We start from the raw sequence: 21,914 nt of genomic DNA on the forward strand, positions 1-21,914 counted from the left end.
GTGGGACGGATCATGGGTCACGCGTTCTGGTGCGATCCCGCTGACGATCTTCGCGGACGCCGCTCCCCGCAGGGCGCCCTGCGGGGACGGGACCGACCTCCGGTCCGGCGGAACCACCGTCCCCGGCCTGCGGATTCCGGCACCTTGACCGGCTGCACCATCCGGTGGGACACCATCGAGTACCGTCGGTCCTCCCGGTCCTCCCGGTCCTCCCGGTCCAGAAGTGGTGTCCCGGAGAACCGGAAGCGGTGTCCCGGAGCAGGTCCCGGACCGCGCGTTCAGGGCGTGTACAGCGACTGCAGCCTGGTGACCCGCCCCTCTCCGTCGAAACTCAGGTCGTACCCGAGGAGCGAGCGGGCTGAGGACGACTGGGCCGTCAGCCGGCTGACGAACTCGGCCCGGGAGTACGACGCGGCATGCTTCGCGTCACCGAGCGGCACCGACAGCAGCACCTTGGCGTCCTCGGCCATGGGCACCTCTGTGTAGGGCCCCTCGCCCGGGACGATCACCCCTGCCTCGAATTGGGTGTGGGCCTTCTTCTCGGCGGGCCGCACCGACAGATACGTCCGTCCGTCGCCGGTCCGGGCGTCGTCGATCTGCACGAACTGCTTGGTGCCGGCCCAGGGGGCCGCACCGGTCGACGAGGTGCCGTCCGGGTCCGCACCGCCGCCCGGCGTGGTGGTCGGGGCCGTTTCGTCGGCCGACGCGGAAGGCGTCGCCGAGGTCACCGGCGCGGTGGCTGCCGCCTGCGCGTCGCTCTCACCACTGCACCCGGTCAGGGCCGCAAGGCCGAACGCGAGAGTGGTGAGGCAGCGTACGGTGGCCCGGCGGTGTGAGACGCGCATGGTCAAGGCCCCCCAAGGATCAGGTGTGTTCGGGTACGTGGTCTTTACGCGCCACCCCGCCCTTCGGGTTACACCCCGATCCGTTTTGTTTGCCGCCTCCGTCCCCGGGTCTCCCGTGTGGGCTCACTTGGCGAGCCAGTACGCCTCCCGCAGGGACTGCACGCGGCCCTCGCTGTCGTAGTCGATCGCGAACACCCACCGCGGACCAGCGGCCAGTCGGTCCACCAGCCGGCCCAGCTGCACGTCCGCGGGGTTCCCGCCGACCAGTTGCCGTGCTTCGACCAGCGTCCCCCGCGGCAGGGTCAGCGTGTGCACCACACCAACGGATGCCGCGGTTCCCCGCACGCCACGGAGCTGCTCGACGGTGACCTGCACCATGTCTCCCTTCGTCACCGCGGCGTACACGTAGCCCAGCTCACTGGCGTACTCCTCACCCGGACCGGGCGTCGGTGGCACGAACCGCGAAGCGGTCGGCGCCGGGACGACGGCGGGCGGCCCGGGTTCCCGGAAGGCCTGGGTCAGCGACAGACCGCCCACGGCCACAGCCGCGGCCAGCAGCGCACCGCCACACGCCAGAGCGGCCCGTTTGCGGCGCAAGCGCTGCTCACCGCGCGCCCGGATCCGCTCTGCGGCAAGCGGTGCCGTGTGCCGATGACCCGACTCGGCGAGGCCGACCAGGTAATCCTCCAGCCCGGTTTCGTCAGCCATGACGTACCTCCGACAGGCGAGTCGTCCGAGGATCCAGCTCGGAGTCGGCCAGCAGCCGCGCAAGCGCAGCCCGGCCCCGGCTCAGGTGTGCCTTGACCGTACCGACGGGGCAGCCGGCCTCGGCAGCCACCTGTTCGACCGTCAGGTCACACAGATGATGAAGTACCACGGCCCGGCGCTGAGCCTCGGGGATCTGCCTCAGGGCCTGAACCAGCAGCACGTGGTGGGGTTCCGGTGGCGGCGCCGTGGCCGGCGGGCCCTGGCGTCGGGCCCCTCTCTGTCATTCTTGGGCGGGTCAGGCATACTGGACGATTCGATGTATTGAGGGTGGAGAAGGAGTAGTGCCCAAGTGGCCAGCATCAACGACCACGGGACCCCTGATCCGCAGGCAGAGCCCCGTTCAGCCGGTCCGCGCCGGTATTCCGCGGAGTACAGGGCGAGGATCCTCGCCGAGTACGAGACACCCGACAAGAAGGGCAAGGGAGCCCTGCTGCGCCGGGAGGGTTTGTACTCGTCGCTGATCGCGAACTGGCGGGAGCAGCGGGACGCGGGCGCGAAGGCCGCGCTCGCCGCGCCGGCGGGGCGGCCGAAGGCCGATCCGCGGGACAAGGAGATCGCCCGCCTGGAGGCGAAGGTCGCCCGGCTGGAGAACGAGCTGGGCAAGGCCCAGACGGTGATCGAGGTCCAGTCAAAACTCTCGGCACTGCTGGACCAGTTCGCCACTGGCGGTGCGACGAGCACGGGCGAGACGAAGTAGCCGTCTCCAGCGAGGAGTTGGACCTGGCGGCAGGCGCCGGAGTGACGGTCGGCCAAGATCCTGCCGGAGCCGGAGCCGGAGCCGGAGCCGGAGCCGGAGCCGGAGCCGGAGCCGGAGCCGGAGCCGGAGCCGGAGCCGGAGCCGAGGAGGTGCGGGCCGGTTTCGAGCGGGCCAGGGTTGCGGCGTTGGAGGAGCTGGCAGGTGTGGTCGGCCGGGTGCGGGCATGTGCCGCGCTCGGGGTGAGTCGGGCGACGTACTACCGGCATCATCGCCGGTCCCCGGCGCCGGTGCGGCCGTGTGCCGAGCGTCGGCCGCACCCGCGTTCGCTGTCGGCGGCCGAGCGGGAGGAGGTGCTTGACGTGCTGCACAGTGAGGAGTTCGCGGACATGGCGCCCGGCGAGATCTACGCGGTCCTGCTGGACAGGGGCACCTGTCTGTGCTCGGAGTCGACGATGTACCGGCTGCTGTGCGGGCACGGAGAGGTCCGCGAACGGCGCCGGCAGGCAACCCACCCGCCGCGCAAGAAACCGGAGTTGGTCGCCGAGGGCCCGAACAGGGTCTGGTCGTGGGACATATCGAAGCTGAAGGGTCCGGTCAAGGGCAGCTACTACTGCCTCTACACGGTCGTGGACATCTACAGCCGCTACACGGTGGGCTGGATGCTCGCCGGTCACGAGAACAAGGAGCTGGCCGAGCAGTTCCTGTCCTCCAGCATCGCCAAGTACACCATCGGAGAAGGGCAGTTGACGATCCACTCCGACTGCGGCTCGCCCATGGTCGCCGAGAACGTCGCACAGATGATGTCCAACCTCGGCGTCACCAAGTCGCACTCGCGCCCGAAAACCTCGAACGACAATCCCTTCAGCGAGAGTCAGTACAAAACCCTCAAATACCGCCATAGCTATCCGGACCGGTTCGGGTGCATCGAGGACGCCCGCGCCTGGTGCGAAGACTTCTTCGACTGGTACAACCTGGCGCACCGACACTCGGGGATCGGCATGCACACGCCTTTCGACGTCCGCTTCGGTCTCGCCGACCAGCTCCGCGAGATGCGTGCCGACGTCCTGGCCTCCGTCTACGACCGGCACCCCGAACGCTTCGTCCGCAAGGCCCCCGAACCCCCGAAACTCCCCGGCACCGTCTGGATCAACAAGCCGACCGACCCGCGTCACCCCGACGCAGAGATCCCAGCTCAGGGATAGCCGCAAAATCCTGACTCACCAAAATTGACAGGTTCCGGGGTCCTCGTACCGGCCAACTGAGACGGAAAGCGAAGGGGCGCCCTGTGAGTAAGACAGGGCGCCCCTTCTACCAGCGGTAGCGGAGGGATTTGAACCCTCGGTGACTTGCGCCACACTCGCTTTCGAGGCGAGCTCCTTCGGCCGCTCGGACACGCTACCGAGAGAGACCCTACAGCACGCGGCGCAGTGGTTTGAAATCGGTGTGCGGGATGCGGCGGCCCCGCCGTCAGCGGTCCCGGAAGAACGCCGTGAGCAGGTGCGCGCACTCCTCGGCGAGCACCCCTTCGACGACCTCGGGCCGGTGGTTGAGCCGCCGGTCGCGGACGACGTCCCAGAGGGAGCCGACCGCGCCCGCCTTCTCGTCCCGGGCGCCGTAGACGATCCGGTCGACCCGGGACTGCTGTACGGCGCCCGCGCACATCGTGCAGGGCTCCAGCGTCACGACGAGGGTGCAGCCGGTCAGCCGCCACTGTCCGAGCGCCGCGGCGGCCCGCCGCAGGGCGAGCAGTTCCGCGTGCGCGGTGGGGTCGCGGCCGGCCTCGCGCTCGTTGTGCCCGGAGGCCAGCACGGTGCTGCCGTCCGGCGCCAGGACGACGGCGCCGACGGGGACGTCCCCGCTCCGGTCGGCCCGCTCGGCCTCGGCCAGGGCGAGCCGCATCGCGGCCCGCCAGGGGGAGCGCACCGGGTCGGGTGGGGGGGGCCCGGTCAGCGGACGGTCTCCAGGACCTCGGCGGCGCCCAGGACCTCGGCGATCGCGCCCAGGGCGTCCCCGGACAGCGCGCGCAGGTCCTTCTCGCTCACCCCCAGGTCGTCCAGGACCAGGGCGTCGCCGACCGGCCCGTGCGGCACGGAGTCGGCGGGACCGGTGTCCGCCGCAACGTCCTCGGAGTCGTCGGCGTCGTCCGGTTCACCGTCCTCCGTGCCGTCGAGGTCGAGGGCGTCCAGGTCGGGGCCGTCGTTCCCCGGTTCCCGGCCGAGCAGTTCGTCGGTGAGCAGGATCTCGCCGTAGCTGCTGCGGGCGGCGGCCGCGGCGTCGGACACGTAGATGCGAGGGTCGTCCTCGCCGTCCACGCGGACGACGCCGAACCAGCCGTCCTCCTGCTCGATCAGCACGAGCACCGTGTCCTCGTCGGGGGCGGCCTCCCGGGCCAGATCGGCCAGATCCGACAGGGTCTCCACATCGTCGAGCTCCGTGTCGCTCGCTTCCCACCCGTCTTCGGTGCGCGCGAGCAGTGCGGCGAAGTACACCGTGACTCTCCCACTGGTCTTAGGCGTGCCGGTTGGGGTTCCCCCCGGCGGAGGTGTGTGGACGAGGAGTGCTCCATGAGCCCCGCCCACTCGGAATCGTGGCAGAAACAAGGCCGGCAGGGGACGTCTTCGGCTCCCTGTGTCCGGCAGTTTTGACCCCGCGCCGCCGAGTATTCCCCCGGAGCCTGCCCGGGACCCGTCGGCGCGCCCGCCGTCGTCACAGCGGATCGTACGCGGCTCGGACTGCCGTCCTGGTACGGCCACCCGGCAAACACCCGCATGGGCCGCGGTCTTCCCGCAGCCGGACCTGTTTCCGCCGGGTCCGCGGCGCCTCGCTCACCGGGGGCGCCCCGTTCCGGGACGCCAGGGGATTCCTACCAGCGGAAGGTCCGCATGCGCATCGCGTGCCGCAGCCGGGCCGCCTTGGCGCGGCGCGGCTGGACCCGGTCACGCAGTTCTCTGGCCTCGGCGAGTTCGCGCAGGAACCGGGCGCGGCGCCGCCGCCGCTCGGTGTCCGTCTCGTCAGCCCCGGGTGGTCCGGTCATGCCGGGCACCCCGGAGACGCCGGACACCTCCGGCGGGCGGCCGCCCCGGCGCTCGCCCACCTCACCGCGCAGGCCGCCGGACGTCTTCCGTACCGACGGCTCATCTCGGGAATTCCGCTCAGGCATTGCTTCATCACCCCAGTCCGTCCCCGCCACCTTCCCCCGGACGAGCGGTTTGACGCCAACGAAGGAGCGGTGGCGGACCGCGGGGCCTGCCGTGTGCGGGGGAACCGGGCCCGTCCCCGCCCGGTTAGTGTGGGGACATGCGTCTCCACGTCGTCGACCACCCCCTGGTCGCACACAAGCTCACCACGCTGCGCGACCAGCGCACCGACTCCGCGACCTTCCGCCGTCTCGCCGACGAACTGGTCACCCTCCTCGCCTACGAGGCCACGCGCGACGTGCGCACCGAGCAGGTCGACATCCACACGCCGGTGGAGCGGACCACGGGTGTCAAGCTCTCCCACCCGCGCCCGCTGGTGGTGCCGATCCTGCGGGCCGGCCTCGGCATGCTGGACGGCATGGTCCGGCTGCTGCCGACCGCCGAGGTGGGCTTCCTCGGCATGATCCGCAACGAGGAGACGCTGCAGGCCTCGACGTACGCCACCCGGATGCCGGAGGACCTCTCCGGGCGTCAGGTGTACGTGCTGGACCCGATGCTCGCCACCGGCGGCACGCTGGTCGCCGCGATCCAGGAGCTGATCAAGCGGGGCGCGGACGATGTGACCGCCGTGGTGCTGCTGGCCGCGCCGGAGGGCGTCGAGGTCATGGAGCGCGAGCTGGCCGGCACCCCGGTGACCGTCGTGACGGCGTCGGTCGACGAGCGCCTCAACGAGCACGGCTACATCGTGCCGGGCCTCGGCGACGCGGGGGACCGGATGTACGGGGCGGCCGAGTAGCCGAACAGGCCCGTCCGTCTCCGGTACGCAGCCGGTACGGAGCCGTACCCGGGCGATACCGGGGCCGGTACGAAGCGGCCGTCCTGGAACTCTGGTGCAGAGCTCCAGGACGGCCGCTTCCGTGTGCTTGTGCTTCTGCTTGCCCTCTGCCGTCGCCCCTGCCCCTGCCTCGGGGGCGGCAGCTCAGCAGTTCAGCAGCTCTTCTTCGTGGTGGGCGCGGGCTCGGGGGCGTTCAGCGCGGCGAGGGCGCGGTCGGCGTCCGCCGCGGCCGTCAGCCGGGTGAAGGCGTCGCCGATGATCAGGTCGATCTCGCCGCCCTTGCGGGATGCCTCGGTGCGGCGTTCGGCGTCGGCGAGCTGGGTGCCGAGCACCGGCAGCGAGGTCCTGAGAGCGGACGCGGGGCCGAGGAGCACCCCGGTGCCCTTGACCTTCTTGTCGTACTCCTTGGCCGCGTTGCCGACGTCACCGATCGTGAAACCGCGTTTCTCCAGTTCGGCGGCGGTCTTCTTGGCCAGGCCGGACCTGGTCGTGGCGTTGAGGACGTTGACCGTGATCCGGTCGGGTTCGGGGAGCGCGGCAGTGGGGCTCGGGCGGGGCGAGGGGCTTGCCCCGGTGGTGCAGCCCGCCTTGACGCCGACCGCGGAGGCGGGGTTGCCGCCGCCGGTGAAGACGTCGAAGAGCTGCAGCGTGCCCCAGCCGGCCACGCCGAGCGCCGCGACGGAGGTGATGGCCAGGACGACGAGCCTGCCGTGGCGTCGGGGTCGGCGCATCCGCGGGTACTTGTCACCCCGGATCCGGTACTGGCCGCCCATGCCGGGAGGAGTCAGCATGCTCATGAGCGCAGCGTAGTGCGCTCCGACGACTATGCCTACTAGATGATCATTCGATAGGGCGCAGTCCGACCCGAAAGGGTCAAAGCAGGGGTCCGCAGGGGTGCGTCCGGCAGGGGCGAAGGGCCCCGCCGGCGTACTGCCGGCACGCGTACGGCCGACGTGGCGTCCGGTGACATGCGTCCGGGCCGCAGGCCGCGGGCGGGGGTGTCAGTCCAGTTCGAGGACGCGGGCGTGCAGCACCTGGCGCTGCTGGAGCGCCGCCCGTACCGCGCGGTGCAGCCCGTCCTCCAGGTACAGATCGCCCTGCCACTTCACGACGTGCGCGAAGAGGTCGCCGTAGAAGGTCGAGTCCTCGGCGAGGAGGGTCTCGAGGTCGAGCTGCTGCTTCGTCGTGACGAGCTGATCGAGGCGGACCGGGCGCGGTGCGACGTCCGCCCACGACCGGGTGCTTTCCCGGCCGTGGTCGGGGTACGGCCGGCCGTTTCCGATGCGCTTGAAGATCACACGGGAAGCCTACCGGCCCGGACGTTCCGGGCGCAGCCTCCTGGCTGCGGCGGCACGGGCAAGTGCGTACAGATCGTGAACGATTTCAGGCAAAGGGGGCTCGTGTGTCCGAATTCGGGTGCGGCCGGTTCGCGCGCCAGTACCCCAGGGCGTGCATCCGCTGCCTGGGTACGCCCAGTTCCTTGCGCAGGAACGCCGACAGTGTCCGGGTGGTCGCGGTGTCGCAGGCGACCCAGACGTACGGGTCGGAGTGGGCCCGCAGCAACCCGGGCAGGTCCGCCCGGACCCGCTCGACGAGGTGGGCGCCGGAGCCGAGGCGCGGGACCTCGCGCACCTCGTGCCGCTCCGGGTCGGCGAGGCAGGGCAGCCCGTCCAGGGCGCCCTCGAACCAGAGGGTCGCCGGTGCGGATCCCAGGGCGCCCAGCAGGGAGTTGATCGCCGGGAGGGAGGCCGGGTCACCCACCGCGAAGACGTGCGAGGGGGCGGGGCGGGGCGCGTCGAAGCCCGTGCCCTGCACGGTCGCCCCGATGGTGTCCCCGGGCTTCGCCGCCCGCGCCCAGTCGCTGGCGCACCCCTCGTGCAGGGCGAACTCCAGGCCGAAGGTGCCGGCCGCCGGGTCGGGGTCGACCAGGGTGTACGCCCGCTGGTGCGGTGTGCCCGCGTTGTCGAACCACAGCCGCACCCACATCGTCGGGTGGACGCCGGTCGCGGCGAGCATGCCGCCGTCGGTGAAGCGCAGCCGCCGGTAGTCGGGGGTGACGTCCTCGGCGTGCGTCACCGTGAACTCGAAGTCCTTGGCGCGCATCAGTCTGAGGAGCGCGCCCTCCCAACCCCGCCCCTGCCCCATCGTCCGTTCACCTCTCGCGTACGATTCCGTCACGGCTTACTTAGGGGAGCCTAACCTAAAATGAAGGGGGGCCACAGTGGCCGGCGAGATCTTCCGGGACGCCTGGGGCATTCCGCATCTGCGTGCGGGTGACGCCGTCGAACTCGCCCGTGTCCAGGGCCGGGTCACCGCCCTCGACCGGGCCTGGCAGCTGGAGACCGAACGGCACCGGGCGCAGGGCACCTCGGCGTCCTTCCTCGGCCCCGAGGCCCTGCCCTGGGACCGTTTCGCCCGCCGTGTCCGCCTGGCCGACACGGCCCGCCGCTGCCTCGCCGCACTGGACCGGCGGGACCCGGAGACGGGGCGGTGGCTCCGGGCGTACGTGGAGGGGGTCAACGAGGGGCTGGCCGCGGCGACGGCCCCGGGTGCTTCCCGCCCCGCGGCCCCCGAGTTCGCCCGTGTCGCCCTCGCGCCCGGCCGTTGGGAGCCCTGGACGCCGCTCGCGGTCTGGCTCGCCGCGCACATCCTGTTCGCCGGGTTCCCCGCGAAGCTCTGGCGCGAGCAGGTCGTGGAGCGGCTCGGGCCGGACGCCGTGGGGCTGTTCGCCGCCGACGGCCCCGGCACCTCCGGAAGCAACGGCTGGCTGGTCGCCGGGGAGCGGACGGTGACCGGGCAGGCGGTGATCGCTGGGGACCCGCACCGCTTCATCGAGGACCCCGGCGTCTACCAGCAGATCCACCTGTCCTGCCCGGAGTTCGACGTCGTCGGCCTCGCCGTGCCCGGCGTCCCCGGCATCGCCCACTTCGGCCACACCGGCACGGTCGCCTGGGCGATCACCAACGCCATGGCCGACTACCAGGACCTCTACCGGGAGCGGTTGCGCCGCACCGGCGCGGGTGTGGAGGCGCTCGGCCCGGACGGCGTCTGGCACCGGGCCGCCCGGCACACCGAGACCATCGAGGTCGCCGGCGAGGACCCGGTCGGGGTCGAGGTGATCGAGACCGCCCGGGGGCCGGTGATCATCGGTGGCCCCGAGGGCCTCGACGACGGGGTGCCCGAGCCCGGCGCGCCCCCGGTCGCCGTCGCCCTGCGCTACCCGCCCCGCGTCACCGGTGACCTGGGCTTCAGTGCCCTGCTGCCGCTGCTGCGGGCCCGCCGGGTCGCCGACGTGGACCGGGCCGTCGACCGGTGGGCCGAGCCGGTCAACGTGGTCCAGGCCGCCGACACCGAGGGCGGCACCCTGCACCGGGTGGCCGGCCGGGTGCCGGTCCGGGCCGAGGCCAACCGGATCCGTCCGGTGCCGGCGTGGGAGCCCGGTCACGACTGGGACGGCTGGCACGAGTCGCCGCGCGCCGGACTGGCCGACGGCGTCGCCGTGATGGCGAACCAGCGCGGCCCGGCGGCCCCGCTCGGCGTCGAGTTCGCCGCGCCGCACCGTGCCGACCGTATCGCCGCGCTGCTCGCACGGCGGGACCGCTGGTCGGCCGCCGGGATGCCCGCCCTCCACACGGACACCCACCTCGCCTCCGCCGCCGCCCTCCTCGATCACGCCGCCGCCCTCGACGGCCTGACCGGTGCGGCGGCCGGCCTGCGCGACCGGCTGCTGGCCTGGGACCGGCACATGGACGCGTACAGCGCCGGTGCGGCGCTGTACGCGGCGGTGCGCGGCGCGCTCGTACGGCGGTTGGCGGCGCACCCCGCGTTCGCCGGGCTGACCTCGCCCCCGGCCTACCCGGAGGTGTTCCAGCCCTGGCTCGCGCTGGTACCGCGGATCGGCTACGCGCTCGAACACCTCCTGGACGCGAAGGAGCTGTACGGCATCGACCGACCGGCGGCGGTACGCGCGGCGCTGGAGGAGGTGGCCGCCCGGCACCCGGCCGGCACCCCGGCCGGCACCCCGGCCGGCACCCCGGCCGGCACCCCGGGCGGCACCTGGGGCGACACCCACCGGCTGGCGCCCTGGCGGGCCCTGCCGCCCACGACGCCGTACGACGAACCCGCGCTCTCCGGCGACCACGACTGCGTGCTGTGCACCTCCTCCGTACCCGGTCTCACCGACCTCGCGGCGCGCGGTCCGGCCGCCCGTTACGTCTGGGACCTGGCCCGCCGCGAGGACAGCCGCTGGGTGGTGCCGCTCGGTGCCTCGGGCGTCCCCGGCTCGCCCCACCACCGCGACCAGCTGCCGCTGTGGCTCGCGGGGGACCTGGTTCCGGTCGTCACCGACTGGGACGGGCTCCGCAGGGAGGACGTGGTCCGAACCCCGCGGGGGGAGACCGGACAGGCCGGGAAGCGCGAAGAGCGCGAAGAGGAAGAACGCGAAGAGACCGATGAGCTTCAGGAGGAGACCGATGCCTGACCCGTCCGCCCCGTCCGCCCCGTCCGCCCCGTCCGCCCCGTCCGACCGGTACGCCTCCCGGGTGGCCGTTCACGAGCACGTGGCCGACGGCTTCGGCTCCGTACGCGTGCTGCCGCTCGACCCGTCGGCGGACGCGCCCGTACTGCACCACTGGGTGAGCGGCGAACGGGCCTTCTTCTGGGGCATGAACGGCCTCACCGAGCAGCAGGTGGCCGAGATCTACGCCCATATGGACACGCTCGACACCCACCACGCGTACCTCGTCGTCAAGGACGGCGAGCCGGCCGCGCTGCTCCAGACGTACGAGCCGGAGGCCGACCGGGTCGGCGACTGCTACTCCGTCGAGCCCGGCGACATCGGCGTCCACCTGCTGCTCGCTCCGGCCGGCCCGGAGGGGGTGCGTTCCGGGTGGACCGCCGGGCTGGTGGCCGTGCTCATGGGGTTCGTCCTGCTGGGCCTGGACCGCAGGCGCGTGGTGGTCGACCCGGACGTGGCCAACGGGAAGGCGGTCGCCCGCTTCCTGCGGCAGGGTTTCACGGCCGGCCCCGAGGTCGTCCTGCCCGAGATCGACCTGCCGGACGTGTACCTGCCGGAGAAGAAGGCCCGCCTCGCCTTCCTCACCCGGGAGGCGGCCTTCGGTGACAGGTGATGCGGACCGGCCCGGCGGACCGTCGTTCCGCCGGGTGGTGAGCATTTCGCGCCTGACACCCGTACCTACCTGAAGCCGGATGGCCGGATGGCCGGGAGGTGGGAACGACGTGCAGCGACGGCGCGGTGGGGCGGCGGGCGATGTCGGGCGGGGTGCGGGACCCGGGGCGACGGGCCGCGGAGTGACGAGCTCCGGAACCCGGCGACTTCAGGGGCTGGTGCTGCTGGGCACCGTGCTGGTGCTGCTCCTCCTCGGCGGTGCGGGCCCGGCGAGCGCCCACGCGGCGCTCCGCGGAGCCGACCCCGAGGACGGAAGCGTCGTCCGGTCCGCCCCCCGGCACGTCACCCTGACCTTCACGGAGTCCGTCGCCCTGCTCGACGACTCCTTCCGGATCTACAGCCCCGACAACCACCGGGTGCCGCTGGGCGAGCCGGAGCACGCCGACGGCAGGTCCGACACCGCACGCGTCGGCCTGCCCGACGGGCTCGACGACGGCACCTACACGGTCGCCTGGCGGGTGGTCTCCGCGGACAGCCACCCCGTCTCCGGCGCCTTCACCTTCTCCATCGGCGAACCCTCGCCCACCGCAGCCGCGGTGCCCGCGCCCCCGGCGGAGCACCCGGTCACCGCGAGCCTCTACGACACCGGCCGTTATCTCGCGTACATCGCCGCCGCGCTGCTCATCGGTACGGTGGCGTTCGCGGCCCTGTGCCGGCCGCCGGACACCGCCCCGCTGCGGATGCCGCTCGTCACGGGCTGGTGGACGCTGTCGGCGTCGACCGTGGTCCTCCTCGTCCTGCGGGCTCCGTACGAGAACGGCACGTCCCCGGCGACCGCGTTCGACCTCGCGGCCTTCACCGGCGTCCTCACCGAGCGGCCGGGCATCGCGCTGCTGACCCGGGCCGCCCTGCTGGTGCTGACGGCGGCGCTCCTCCTGCGCCTGCGCCGCCCGCCCCTGCCGCGGCGGGGCCACGGTGGGCCGGACGACCCGACACCGCCGGCCCGGCTCGCCGCGGGTACCGTCCTGGCCGTCGCCCTCGCGTTGACGTGGGCGTCGGCCGAGCACGCCTCGGCCGGTATCCAGGTCCCGCTGGCGATGACGTCGTCCGTGCTGCACCTGCTGGCGACGGCCTGCTGGCTCGGTGGCCTCACGGCCCTGCTCATCGTCCTGTTCCGCGCCGGCACCCCGCCGCCCGTCGCCACGGTCACCCGTTTCTCCCGCCTCGCCTTCCTCTCGGTGACGGTCCTCGTCGTCACCGGCGTCTACCAGTCCTGGCGGGGCCTCGGCTCCTGGTCGGCGCTCGCGGACTCGTCGTACGGGAGGACCCTGACCGTCAAGCTCGTGATGACGGCCGCGCTGCTGCTCGCGGCGGGCCTGTCCCGCCGCCTGACGCTCCGCCTGGCGACGGCGGCTTCGGCAGCCGCGGGTACAGCCGCGGACGCGGATACGGAGAAGTCCGCGGGAAGGGCCTCGGCGGCCGTGCGGGAGCGGATCCCGGAACTGGTGGCCTCCGCCACTCCGGACAAGCCGTCGCCGGTCGCCCCCACGCAGCCCGCCGCCCCCGCACGGCCCGCCCCGGACGACGGCCCCCCGGGTTTCCGCCCGCCCGCTCCGGACCCGTCCGGGGTGCCCGGCCCCGACGACCCGTCCCTCGACCGCCATCGCCGCGCCCTGCGCGTCTCCGTGCTGGTGGAAGCGGCGGTGGCGGTCGTGGTGCTGCTGGTCACGACGGTGCTGACCAGTACCCTCCCGTCCCGGGCCGAGGCCGAGGCCGAGGCGGCAGCGACGGAGGCGGGGGCGGCCCCGGTCGCCGGGCTGCCCGCGGCGACGGTGGTCACGATCCCGTACGCCATCGACGTCCCCGGCGGGAAGGGCGGCGTGCAGATCACCCTGGACCCGGGCCGGGTGGGCGAGAACGGCATCCAGGCGGTGGCGTTCGACTCCGCCGGTGCCCTGGACTCGGTCCCGGAACTCCGCCTCTCCTTCACCCTCGCCGAGAAGGACATCGGCCCGATCGACGCGGGCCTGACCGACCGCGGCGGCTACTGGGCCACCAGCGACCTCACCCTCCCCCTGCCGGGCACCTGGACGATGAAGGCGACGATCAGGGTCTCGGAGGTGGACCAGGTGACCGAGTCCCATTCCGTGCGCATCGAGCCCTGAGCAGCAGGGACCTGACACGACACCCGTCGGTTTCTTCGTGTGCGGCGGCCGGGGCGGCGGTGGTGACCGCGGTGGTGACTGCCGCGTCGACTCCGGGCCGGGGGCGCCCGCGGAGCCGGGAGCGGGTGCGGGGCCGCCTTCGCCGAGGCCGTACGGCGGTCGTGGAACGTGTGCGGGAGGCGCGGTGCGCACCGTGCTCGCCGGCCTCCGCCGGCGCCTCGGGGCCACCGGGCCGGGCCGATGCCCCGCGTGCGGCAGGGAGATGCCGAGGACCCCGGCGGCCGCTCGGCGGTCCGGGGTCCTGTCGTGCCTGGTCACGCGGTTGCGGGCCAGGGCCTGCGGCGGAAGCGTCGTCGTCCGCAGGGCGGCCGTGCGGCGTCACGGGGGTCCCCCTGCTCGAGCGAAGCCGAGAGGCTGGGGGAGCGTGCTCGGGGCGTGCCGTCCGGAAGCCCTCGTACCGGGCGGGCGTGTCCGGGCTTTCGTCCGGTGCGGCGGGAGTGCCTGCCGGGCGTCGCACGGCAGGCGTCACGCTCGCCCCAGGTCCTAGCGTGCCCTGCGGCGGGGCGCACCCGTGTTCAGGTCGGGGAAGGGCGACGTCCCCGCATCCTCGAACGGGAAGGTCTCGTCCTCCCCGAAGTCCGGGGCCTGGAAGGGATCCGCCGCCGGAGGTGGCGATGCCGCGGTGGTCCGACGCGGTGCCCCTTCCGGGGCGGAGAACAGCGAGGTCGGTTCGATGGGAGGTCTCCGATTCGATGCGGGGCCGTGAATGGGTCTGGCATGTCGTGACCGGGCCCGGCGGTCCTGGAGCCGTGGTGAAGGCTGTGACGCAGGTCGCAGCGGCACCTTCGGCTCCTGCTGCGGCTACGGGTGCGGCTGGTACTGCTACAGCTTGCTCATCTTGGCGTACGGGCTCAGGATCCGCTGCTGCGCCGAACCGAAATCCACGAGTACCGCGATTCCGTCCTCGATGCCGATCACCCGGCCGAGACCGTACATGTCGTGCGTGACCTGGTCGCCCACGGCGAAGTGCTTGGGCGGAGGCGCGACCGGGGCTTTGAAGGGGCTGGTGGGCAGAATGCGCTTCGGTGCAAGTGGCTTTGTCATTGTCACCAGTATGGGCCTGCGGGCGCCGCTTGCTACCGTCGTCCACGGTCCACTACTCCCGGCTCCATGGGAAACTCGGGGTGTGATCGTCGAACGTGCGTACGTATCCGGTGTCCCGTCCGACGGGGACGAGGGGAAATGGCCCTGGTCCGTGCCCTGTGTGCGGGGGCTCGTGGCGGACGGTCTGCGCCTCACCGCGCCGGTGACCTATCTGGTCGGTGAGAACGGCTCGGGCAAGTCGACGCTGGTCGAGGCCCTCGCCGAAGGCTTCGGTCTGGACTCCTGGGGCGGTTCGCACGACTGGCGCTATGCCACGCACCGCCCGAAGTCGGTGCTGGGCGAGCGGATCCGCTTCGACGCGGCGCCGCGCGGGCGCCACATGCTGGGCAGCTGGCGTGCCCGCAAGGGTTTCTTCCTGCGCGCCGAGACGGCGCTGGACGCGCTGGACCGGGAAGGGTTCGCACCGGATTCGGTCAGCCACGGCGAGGGCTTCCTCGCGGCGTTCCGGGGAAAGTTCCTCCATCCCGGCCTGTACGTGATGGACGAGCCGGAGGCGGCGCTGTCGTTCACGTCGTGCCTGGAACTGCTCGGCCACATCGACCAGTTGGTGAAGCGCGGTGGCCAGGTCGTCTGCGCCACGCACTCTCCGCTGCTGACCGCCCTGCCCGGCGCGGACATCGTCGAGGTCGGCGACCACGGCATGCGCCGGACGGCCTGGGACGAACTCGCCCTGGTCGAGCACTGGCGCCGCTATCTGGCCGACCCGCGCTCCTGCCTGCGGCACGTCCTGGACTGAGCGCTAAGGGCCCCGCCGTCCGCCGTCCGGGACGGCGGTTCCGTCCGACGGGGCCCGCGAGGCCGCGGTGCGGCGGGTCAGTGCTTGATGTCGAAGGTGGCGGCGGAGGGTACGAACAGGGTGTCCCCGTCCTTGGCCGTCGCCAGTACCGAGACCTGCCAGGTGCCCGCGTCGAGCTCCGCCTCTTGCTTCTCGGTGGCCTTCAGGGTGTAGGTGCAGCGGGAGGTCTCGGCCGAAGTGCTCCGGCACGTGGCGGTGTCCACCTCGCGGAGCTCCGCCTCGGTCGGGTCCAGCTTCGAAGCCGTGGGCCACGCCAGGACGTTGAGGTTCTCGACGCCGGAGTCGTCACTCACGTCCGTGACGAAGGTGAACGTGCCCGCGCTGTCACCGGACGAAGCGGTGTGGCCGGCCGAGCTGTTCTTCAGGGACGGCTTCTCGGGTGCCGAGGCCGCGGCGAAGCCGGCGGCGGCTCCGCCGACGAGGACGGCACCGGCGACGGACCCGACGAGAACACGCTTGGACATGGTAAATCCCCCTGGATGTAGGCGAGTTCGCTGGAAATCGCTCGGTTGGCCGTGCGGGAGCAGGTGAGGTCGCACCTGCCGGATCGGGCAGCGGGAAAGTGGTGCGCCGGACGGGATCCACTGGTCGAAACCGCTGGTCGAGCCGGTGGAGAAGCCGGTGGAGAAGCCGGTGGTGGGCTGCTTTCCCGATGTGATCGAGACTATGGCCGGGGGCGCCCCCCGGTCCTCGGGCCGAAGGACGACTGCCGTGTGGAACCTGGGACGGAGAAGGGCTTCGGCGTCTCCACCGGGCGGGCGGCGTGTCCTGGTGCTGACCACCTTCGACCTCGGCGTGTACGTCTTCGACGCGCTGCGCGCCGGCGCCTCCGGCTTCCTGCTCAAGGACGTGCACCCCGCCGAACTGCTCCAGGGCATCCGGGTGGTGGCCGCCGGCGAGAGCGTGCTCTCCCCGTCCGTGACCCGCAGGCTCGTCAGCCACTACGCGTCCGGCGCGCCCACCCGGATCCACACCGGGGGCACCCACCCCGAGCTGGACAGCCTGACCGCGCGGGAACGGTACGTCCTGACCCTGGTGGCGTCCGGACTCACCAACCTGGAGATCGGCGCCGAACTCGGCATCACCGTCGGCACGGTGAAGTCCCACGTGAACGCGTTGCTGCGCAAGCTCGGACTGCGTGACCGGGTACAGGCGACGATCCTCGCGTACGACGTCGGCCTCACCCGCCCGCACCCGCCCGGCGCCCACCTCTGACGCCCCTGATCACCTCTGGCACCTGTCAACCCGCGACACCCCTGACACCCTGACACCGAGAGACGAAGGCCCGCCATGACCGACTCCGACGGATCTGCCAGTCCTGCCCGATCCCTTTCCCGTCGGCTGCGCCACCTCTTCGGTGATGTCTTCGCCCTCGTCTACCTCGGGGGTCTGCGCCGCCCTGCTCGTGTGGGCGCTGGTGGTGACCGCTGCCGGCGACGGCTCGGACGCGTCCTTCGCGGGCGTCATCCCGCTGCTGGCCACGGCCCCGGTGAGTATCGTGCTGCTCCTGCTGCCGGGCGGTCCCATGACGGTCATTGCCGCGGTCGTCGGCGGCGCGCTGGCCAACGCCGCGGTCATCGGCTGGTGCGCCCGCACACTCCGCCACGGCGGCCGCCCGGCCGGCTGAGCAGTCGGGTGCCGGGCCGCCGGGTACCGCGCGCCGCCCCGGGGGGCCAACGGGTTCCGTCAGGTGTCGAAGCGCTGCCGGGCGGCATCGATGTGGCCGAGGTACTGGTGGGTCCAGTCGCACATCCCGTCGACCATGGCGCGCAGGGCCCGGCCCGGTTCGGTGAGGGTGTACTCGACCCGCGGCGGCACAGTGGGGTGCACCGTGCGCTCGACCAGACCGTAGCGCTCCAGCATGCGCAGGTTCTGGGTGAGCATCTTGTGGCTGATGCCCTCGACCGCGTCCCGCACCTCGCTGAAGCGCAGGGTCCGCTCACCGAGCCCTTCGATGATCAGCAGCGCCCACTTGTTGGCGACGTCCGAGAAGATCTCCCGCGCCAGGGAATCCGCGCGCCTCAGGTCCGCGTCCTCGGGTGATCCCGTGTACTGCTTGGTTCCCATCTGGTTCCCCAGTCACCGAAAAGTGCGTTCTTCCCGTGCGGCAGCCACTCTCCTACAGTTCCTGAGTAACCACAAGAGAGTAAGTGTGGGCACCCCCATCGGAAGGACGGGCACCATGACCACCACCGATGTCTTCCACCACGGCATCCCGGCCGAGAGCGACTTCGGCTACGCGCAGGCGATCAGGTCCGGCGACCTGATCCACGTGTCCGGTCAGCTCTCGTTCGACGCGGAGGGCGCGTTCCGTCACGCCGGGGACTTCGCCGCCCAGCTCGAACTGACCCACACCAACATCGACAAGGTCCTGGACCACTACGGCGTCACCCGCACCCAGATCGTCTCGCAGACCCTGTACGTGGTGAACCTGCTGCGGAACGCCGACGCGGTGGCGGAGGGCAACCGGGCGTACTTCGGCGCCCACCACCCGGTCGGCACCGCCGTCGGCGTCAGCGAACTGACGTTCCCCGGCCAGGTCGTCGAGATCAGCTGCGTCGTCGACACGAGGCTGGAGGCGTAGGTCCGGGACCGCATCCGCGGCGCTCGCGCGAAGTACCCGCGCCCCCGGGGGGTTCAGACGACAACAAGAACCCGTCCCCCCGGGGCGGTGACTTCGCCCCCGGCCGCCACAAGGGCCGGTGCGCCGCCGACGAGTACGCGGCCGGCATCACCTGCACCGGCCGCCCCGGCTCCCTCCGCACCCCGGACGCGCTGCACTGCCGCAAGCCGGCCTGACCGGCACCGGGTGCCCGGCTCCGCCGAATCGCGCACGCGGCACGCCCGCTCCGTGCGGGGGCGGGACGGGACGGGCCTGCCCTGGCTCCGTGTGATCCCCCGAGGACCCCCGTGGACCGCCCCTCGCCCGCCTGTTCCCCGCCCCCTGTTCCTTCCCGCCCGGCCGATCCGGCGTTGCGCCAATCCGCTGCCGGTCCTGCTCCGGATTACCCCTGGTTCCGGAGGGCGGGAGGAGACGCGAGGGGACGGGCGGGTGCACCGCGTCGACCCGTCGCCCCTTCCCGCAGGAGTCGGAGACGAGCCTGTCGGGCCGGTACGGGGGATGCCGACCGGAGTACGCCGGTGCCCTCGGGTCGGCCGGGCCGGGCCGGTCCGGTCCGGGGCCACGGCATACGCCCGCGCCCGCGGGATTGCCCGTCCGGCCCCGCCCCGACGGCTTTGACGGATCCGCCCACGGCACCTCGGAGAAAGCGACATGAGGACAGCAGAGTCCGGACCCACCGCCTCCCGCCCCCGTACCGCCGTGACCGCGGCCCTCGTCCGGCGTGCCCTCGGCGGGCTGCCCCTGCGGACCCGGTTCGCCGGCGGGGGCGATGTCGGGCTGGGCGGGCCGCTGCTCGAGGTGCGCGACCCGGCCGCCTTCCACGCCCGGATCGGCACCGGCGGTCTGGTCGGGTTCGGCGAGTCCTACCTGGCCGGCGAGTGGGACGCCCCCGACCTGGTGGCCGCCCTCACGGTGCTCGCCCGGCACGCCGCCGACCTGGTCCCGGCCCCGCTGCAACGACTGCAACGGCTGCAACGACTGCGCGGACTGCGGGCGCCACGCCACCCGCACGACGAGCGCCACACGCCCGACGGCCCCCGCACCGACAACAGCCGCCCCTACGACCTGTCCGACGACCTGTCCACCCTCTTCCTCGACGACACCCTCACCTACTCCTCCGCCGTCTTCCGAGGCTTCCCGGCGAGCCGGGACCGGCTCGCCGCGGCCCAGCACCGCAAGATCGACCGGCTGCTCGACCTGGCCGACGTGGGCGAGGGAACCCGGCTGCTGGAGGCCGGCACCGGCCGGGGCGAGCTGGCCCTGCGGGCCGCCGCCCGCGGCGCCCGCGTCACCTCGCTCACCCTCTCCCGGGAGCAGCGGGACCTGGCCCGGGAGAGAGTGCGTGCGGCGGGGCTCGACGCGCGGGTCCGTGTCGAGCTGTGCGACTACCGCGAGGCGCGCGGGGAGTACGACGCCGTCGTCGGGGTGGAGACGACCGGGGCGGTGGGCGCGGAGTCCCTGCCGGTGTACTTCCGCGCCCTGGACGAACGGCTGGCTCCGGGCGGCCGGGTGGCGCTGCAGGCCATCACCGTGCCGCACGAGCGGACGGCCGCCTCCCGCGACACCTCCACCTGGATCCACCAGCACGTCCTCCCCGGCGGTCGCATCCCCTCCACGCGGGCGATCGAGGAGACCGCACGCGACCACAGCCGGCTGCGCCCGGCCCGCCGCGACGCGTTCGGCGCCCACTACGCCGAGACGCTGCGCCTGTGGCGCGAGCGGTTCACCGAGCGCGCCGACGAGGTCGCCGCGCTCGGCTTCGACGAGGTCTTCCACAGGCTGTGGACCTTCCGTCTGGCGTACTCCGAGGCAGGGTTCCGGGCCGGCTGCCTCGACGTGCAGCAGTACCTCTTCGACGAAGGAGAACCGTTCCTGGCCGGTGAGCGGGAACGGGTCCGGCGGTACGGACCGTGCCCGCGGACGGGGACCCACTCGACGGGGACTCACTCGACGGTGACCACGACGGAGTGCCATCCACTGGCGCCGTCGGGGGCGGTGCGGGTGCGCTCCTCGGTCTGCGTCTCGCCGGTGCGGTCGGTGGCACGGACGGTGAGCGTGTGGCTCCCCTTGGTGGCCTGCCAGGGAAAGGACCACTGCCGCCAGGTGTCGCGCGAGGCCTCCGCCGCCGGCCGGGCCTCCTGCCAGGGGCCGTCGTCCACACGGATCTCGACCTTGTCGATGCCGCGGTGCTGTGCCCAGGCGACCCCGGCGACCATGACCGTGCCGGCCGACGGGCGGGCGAAGGGCTTGGGGGTGTCGATGCGGCACTGCGTCTTGACCGGTGCCTCGCGGGCCCAGTCCCGCTCGACCCAGTAGGGGTCGTAGGCGTCGAACGTGGTGAGCTCGATGTCCTGGATCCACTTGCAGGCGGAGACGTAGCCGTAGAGGCCGGGCACCACCATGCGGACCGGGAAGCCGTGCTCGAAGGGCAGCGGTTCGCCGTTCATGCCCAGGGCGAGGAGGGCGTCGCGGCCGTCCATCAGGTCCTCGACGGGACTGCCGATCGTCATGCCGTCCACGGAACGGGCCACCAGCTGGTCGGCCGGGCCTCCCCGGGAGGGCGGCTCGACGCCGCACTCGGCCAGCAGGTCGGCGAGGCGGACGCCGGTCCACCGGGCGTTGCCGACGTAGGGACCGCCGACCTCGTTCGACACGCATGTGAGCGTGATGTCGCGCTCGATCGGCTCGCGCCGCAGCAGGTCGTCGTAGGAGAGGGTGACCGGCCGGGTGACGCCCTTGCCGTGGAGGCGCAGGTTCCAGCGCGTCGCGTCGACCTTGGGCACGACCAGGGCGGTGTCGACGCGGTAGAAGTCACCGTTGGGCGTCACGAAGGGGCTGACCCCGGGGATCCGCAGCCGGGCACCCCGGGGGACGGGCCGGGCCGGGGAGCCGGGTGCGGGCAGGACCACGTTCTGGCGCGAGGCGACCGCGTCCCGGCCGCCGGCCCCGTTCAGGGAGCGGCCGAGCAGACCGGCTCCGGCGGTCACGGCCGCGGCGGCGCCCGCCGTGATCACGAAGCCGCGGCGGTCCCACGTCCCATCCTGCGGCGGCGCTTCCTCACCGCGCGGCGGTGGTGTGCCCGGCGCGGGGGCCCGGGGCGCGAGGCGGCCCACGAGGACGTACAACAGCACGGCTCCGAGGACGGCGCCGACGACGGAGGGCAGGGCGTCGGTGATGCCGTTCGCATCGGGCCTGCCCGACGCCGCGGCCGCGCCGACGGCGCCGAACAGCAGCACACCGGCCGCCGCGCCGCGCCGGAACCGCAGCGCGGCCACTCCCAGCGCCAGGGCGAAGAGCGTCAGTACCGCGAGAATTCCCAGCTGAAGAACCAGCTTGTCGGCGGTGCCGAACGTGCGGATCGCCCAGTCCTTCACGGCGGCGGGCGTACGGTCGATCACCGCGCCGCCGACCGCGACGACGGGACCGGCCTGCGGACGCACCGCTCCCGCCACCGCCTCGGCCACCGCAAGGGCGGCGAAACCCGCCAACGCCCCGCTCAACGCCGCCGCCAGCAGCCGTATCGGCCTGCGCGGACTCTTCGGGCTCCGTGGTTCTTCCTCGTTCTCGGTCACGCGGGGAATCCGTTTTCGCCGGCCGGCCGGATTGGTCGCCGCCACGATCGAACGGATTTCCCTCTCCGCCGATTCCGGCCACGGAGGAGAAAACGGAGCTGCGGGCTCGGAGCTGCGGGCGTGAGGGTGCGGGGACGTGAGGACGCGGGGACGTGAGGGTGCGGAGCTGCGGGCGTGAGGACGC

At 72.8% G+C, this 21,914-nt stretch carries 21 protein-coding genes, 1 tRNA gene and 3 pseudogenes; 11 read left to right on the forward strand and 14 right to left on the reverse strand.

Annotation, left to right across the window (positions count from 1 at the left end; translation table 11 throughout):
• Positions 1–278: 278 nt before the first annotated feature.
• The 3 genes and pseudogenes from TU30_RS01305 to TU30_RS33360 form a co-directional block, all read right to left on the reverse strand.
• Complete coding sequence (locus TU30_RS01305; RefSeq protein WP_042163367.1) at positions 279–845, reverse strand: hypothetical protein; 567 nt, start codon at positions 843–845, stop codon at positions 279–281.
• A 123-nt stretch (positions 846–968) separates the two neighbouring features.
• Positions 969–1,553, reverse strand: a complete 585-nt coding sequence (locus TU30_RS35090) for a hypothetical protein (RefSeq protein ID WP_042163369.1) — start codon at positions 1,551–1,553, stop codon at positions 969–971.
• Positions 1,546–1,824 (reverse strand): annotated as a pseudogene (locus TU30_RS33360) (sigma factor-like helix-turn-helix DNA-binding protein); the annotation flags it as partial. The gene TU30_RS35090 and the pseudogene TU30_RS33360, both read right to left, overlap by 8 nt.
• A 78-nt stretch (positions 1,825–1,902) precedes the next feature.
• On the opposite strand from TU30_RS33360, the gene TU30_RS01320 reads away from it, so the two are divergent.
• Together TU30_RS01320 and TU30_RS01325 are read left to right on the forward strand one after the other, a co-directional pair.
• Complete coding sequence (locus tag TU30_RS01320) at positions 1,903–2,310, forward strand: transposase (RefSeq protein ID WP_042163373.1); 408 nt, start codon at positions 1,903–1,905, stop codon at positions 2,308–2,310.
• Between the two features lie 149 nt (positions 2,311–2,459).
• On the forward strand, positions 2,460–3,512 hold the full coding sequence (locus TU30_RS01325; RefSeq protein WP_107068340.1) for an IS3 family transposase: 1,053 nt from the start codon (positions 2,460–2,462) through the stop codon (positions 3,510–3,512).
• 113 nt (positions 3,513–3,625) lie between these two features.
• Here TU30_RS01325 and TU30_RS01330 read toward each other — a convergent pair.
• From TU30_RS01330 to TU30_RS35100, 4 genes are all read right to left on the reverse strand, one after another.
• Positions 3,626–3,710: transfer RNA gene (locus TU30_RS01330), tRNA-Ser, on the reverse strand.
• A 67-nt stretch (positions 3,711–3,777) separates the two neighbouring features.
• Positions 3,778–4,209 carry a tRNA adenosine(34) deaminase TadA gene (gene tadA / locus TU30_RS01335; RefSeq protein WP_042163375.1) on the reverse strand — a complete coding sequence of 144 codons (432 nt, stop codon included), beginning with the start codon at positions 4,207–4,209 and terminating at the stop codon, positions 3,778–3,780.
• A gap of 47 nt (positions 4,210–4,256) precedes the next feature.
• The gene (locus TU30_RS01340; RefSeq protein ID WP_042163377.1) at positions 4,257–4,799 is read right to left on the reverse strand and encodes a hypothetical protein; all 543 of its coding nucleotides are present in this window, start codon (positions 4,797–4,799) and stop codon (positions 4,257–4,259) included.
• A 374-nt stretch (positions 4,800–5,173) separates the two neighbouring features.
• Positions 5,174–5,470 (reverse strand): hypothetical protein, encoded by a 297-nt coding sequence (locus tag TU30_RS35100; RefSeq protein ID WP_141713786.1) that lies wholly within the window; start codon positions 5,468–5,470, stop codon positions 5,174–5,176.
• Positions 5,471–5,607: 137 nt separating this feature from the next.
• Between TU30_RS35100 and upp the strand changes: the two genes are divergently transcribed.
• Positions 5,608–6,243, forward strand: coding sequence for a uracil phosphoribosyltransferase (gene upp / locus TU30_RS01350; protein ID WP_042163381.1), 636 nt, complete (start codon positions 5,608–5,610; stop codon positions 6,241–6,243).
• Positions 6,244–6,434: 191 nt separating this feature from the next.
• Here upp and TU30_RS01355 read toward each other — a convergent pair whose 3' ends face one another.
• The 3 genes from TU30_RS01355 to TU30_RS01365 all read right to left on the reverse strand — a co-directional run bounded on the left by TU30_RS01355 (position 6,435) and on the right by TU30_RS01365 (position 8,427).
• Positions 6,435–7,055, reverse strand: a complete 621-nt coding sequence (locus TU30_RS01355; protein WP_042163383.1) for a LytR C-terminal domain-containing protein — start codon at positions 7,053–7,055, stop codon at positions 6,435–6,437.
• A 228-nt stretch (positions 7,056–7,283) separates the two neighbouring features.
• A complete protein-coding gene (locus TU30_RS01360) occupies positions 7,284–7,580 on the reverse strand; it encodes a type II toxin-antitoxin system VapB family antitoxin (protein WP_042163385.1) in 297 nt (98 codons plus the stop codon).
• 85 nt (positions 7,581–7,665) lie between these two features.
• Positions 7,666–8,427: a siderophore-interacting protein gene (locus TU30_RS01365; RefSeq protein ID WP_042163387.1), complete on the reverse strand. Its 762-nt coding sequence runs from the start codon at positions 8,425–8,427 to the stop codon at positions 7,666–7,668.
• Between the two features lie 76 nt (positions 8,428–8,503).
• Here TU30_RS01365 and TU30_RS01370 point away from each other — a divergent pair, with 76 nt between their 5' ends.
• The 3 genes from TU30_RS01370 to TU30_RS01380 all read left to right on the forward strand — a co-directional run bounded on the left by TU30_RS01370 (position 8,504) and on the right by TU30_RS01380 (position 13,575).
• Positions 8,504–10,762: a penicillin acylase family protein gene (locus tag TU30_RS01370; RefSeq protein ID WP_107068341.1), complete on the forward strand. Its 2,259-nt coding sequence runs from the start codon at positions 8,504–8,506 to the stop codon at positions 10,760–10,762.
• Positions 10,755–11,411, forward strand: a complete 657-nt coding sequence (locus TU30_RS01375) for a GNAT family N-acetyltransferase (protein WP_042163389.1) — start codon at positions 10,755–10,757, stop codon at positions 11,409–11,411. The genes TU30_RS01370 and TU30_RS01375 overlap by 8 nt, the downstream gene beginning before the upstream one ends.
• 217 nt (positions 11,412–11,628) lie before the next feature.
• Positions 11,629–13,575, forward strand: coding sequence for a copper resistance CopC/CopD family protein (locus TU30_RS01380; protein WP_042163391.1), 1,947 nt, complete (start codon positions 11,629–11,631; stop codon positions 13,573–13,575).
• Between the two features lie 882 nt (positions 13,576–14,457).
• Here the strand turns inward: TU30_RS01380 and TU30_RS01385 are convergent.
• Positions 14,458–14,679, reverse strand: coding sequence for a hypothetical protein (locus TU30_RS01385; protein ID WP_042163393.1), 222 nt, complete (start codon positions 14,677–14,679; stop codon positions 14,458–14,460).
• An 82-nt stretch (positions 14,680–14,761) separates the two neighbouring features.
• Here TU30_RS01385 and TU30_RS01390 point away from each other — a divergent pair, with 82 nt between their 5' ends.
• Positions 14,762–15,475 (forward strand): ABC transporter, encoded by a 714-nt coding sequence (locus TU30_RS01390; protein ID WP_042163396.1) that lies wholly within the window; start codon positions 14,762–14,764, stop codon positions 15,473–15,475.
• A gap of 77 nt (positions 15,476–15,552) precedes the next feature.
• On the opposite strand, the gene TU30_RS01395 is transcribed toward TU30_RS01390, so the two are convergent.
• Positions 15,553–15,999 carry a DUF5707 domain-containing protein gene (locus TU30_RS01395; protein ID WP_042163398.1) on the reverse strand — a complete coding sequence of 149 codons (447 nt, stop codon included), beginning with the start codon at positions 15,997–15,999 and terminating at the stop codon, positions 15,553–15,555.
• Between the two features lie 298 nt (positions 16,000–16,297).
• Between TU30_RS01395 and TU30_RS01400 the strand changes: the two are divergent.
• Together TU30_RS01400 and TU30_RS01405 are read left to right on the forward strand one after the other, a co-directional pair.
• Positions 16,298–16,750, forward strand: a pseudogene (locus TU30_RS01400) (DNA-binding response regulator); the annotation flags it as partial.
• Between the two features lie 145 nt (positions 16,751–16,895).
• Complete coding sequence (locus TU30_RS01405; protein WP_370626540.1) at positions 16,896–17,162, forward strand: SCO4225 family membrane protein; 267 nt, start codon at positions 16,896–16,898, stop codon at positions 17,160–17,162.
• A 59-nt stretch (positions 17,163–17,221) separates the two neighbouring features.
• Here TU30_RS01405 and TU30_RS01410 read toward each other — a convergent pair whose 3' ends face one another.
• On the reverse strand, positions 17,222–17,602 hold the full coding sequence (locus TU30_RS01410; protein WP_042163400.1) for a helix-turn-helix domain-containing protein: 381 nt from the start codon (positions 17,600–17,602) through the stop codon (positions 17,222–17,224).
• A gap of 115 nt (positions 17,603–17,717) precedes the next feature.
• On the opposite strand from TU30_RS01410, the gene TU30_RS01415 reads away from it, so the two are divergent.
• Positions 17,718–18,119, forward strand: a complete 402-nt coding sequence (locus TU30_RS01415; protein WP_042163402.1) for a RidA family protein — start codon at positions 17,718–17,720, stop codon at positions 18,117–18,119.
• 711 nt (positions 18,120–18,830) lie between these two features.
• Positions 18,831–20,027 (forward strand): annotated as a pseudogene (locus tag TU30_RS33375) (class I SAM-dependent methyltransferase); the annotation flags it as partial.
• Between the two features lie 74 nt (positions 20,028–20,101).
• Here the strand turns inward: TU30_RS33375 and TU30_RS01420 are convergent.
• Positions 20,102–21,730 (reverse strand): molybdopterin-dependent oxidoreductase, encoded by a 1,629-nt coding sequence (locus TU30_RS01420; protein WP_042163404.1) that lies wholly within the window; start codon positions 21,728–21,730, stop codon positions 20,102–20,104.
• Positions 21,731–21,914 lie beyond the last annotated feature (184 nt).

This window comes from Streptomyces sp. NBRC 110035 (assembly GCF_000829695.1).
GTDB lineage: Bacteria > Actinomycetota > Actinomycetes > Streptomycetales > Streptomycetaceae > Streptomyces.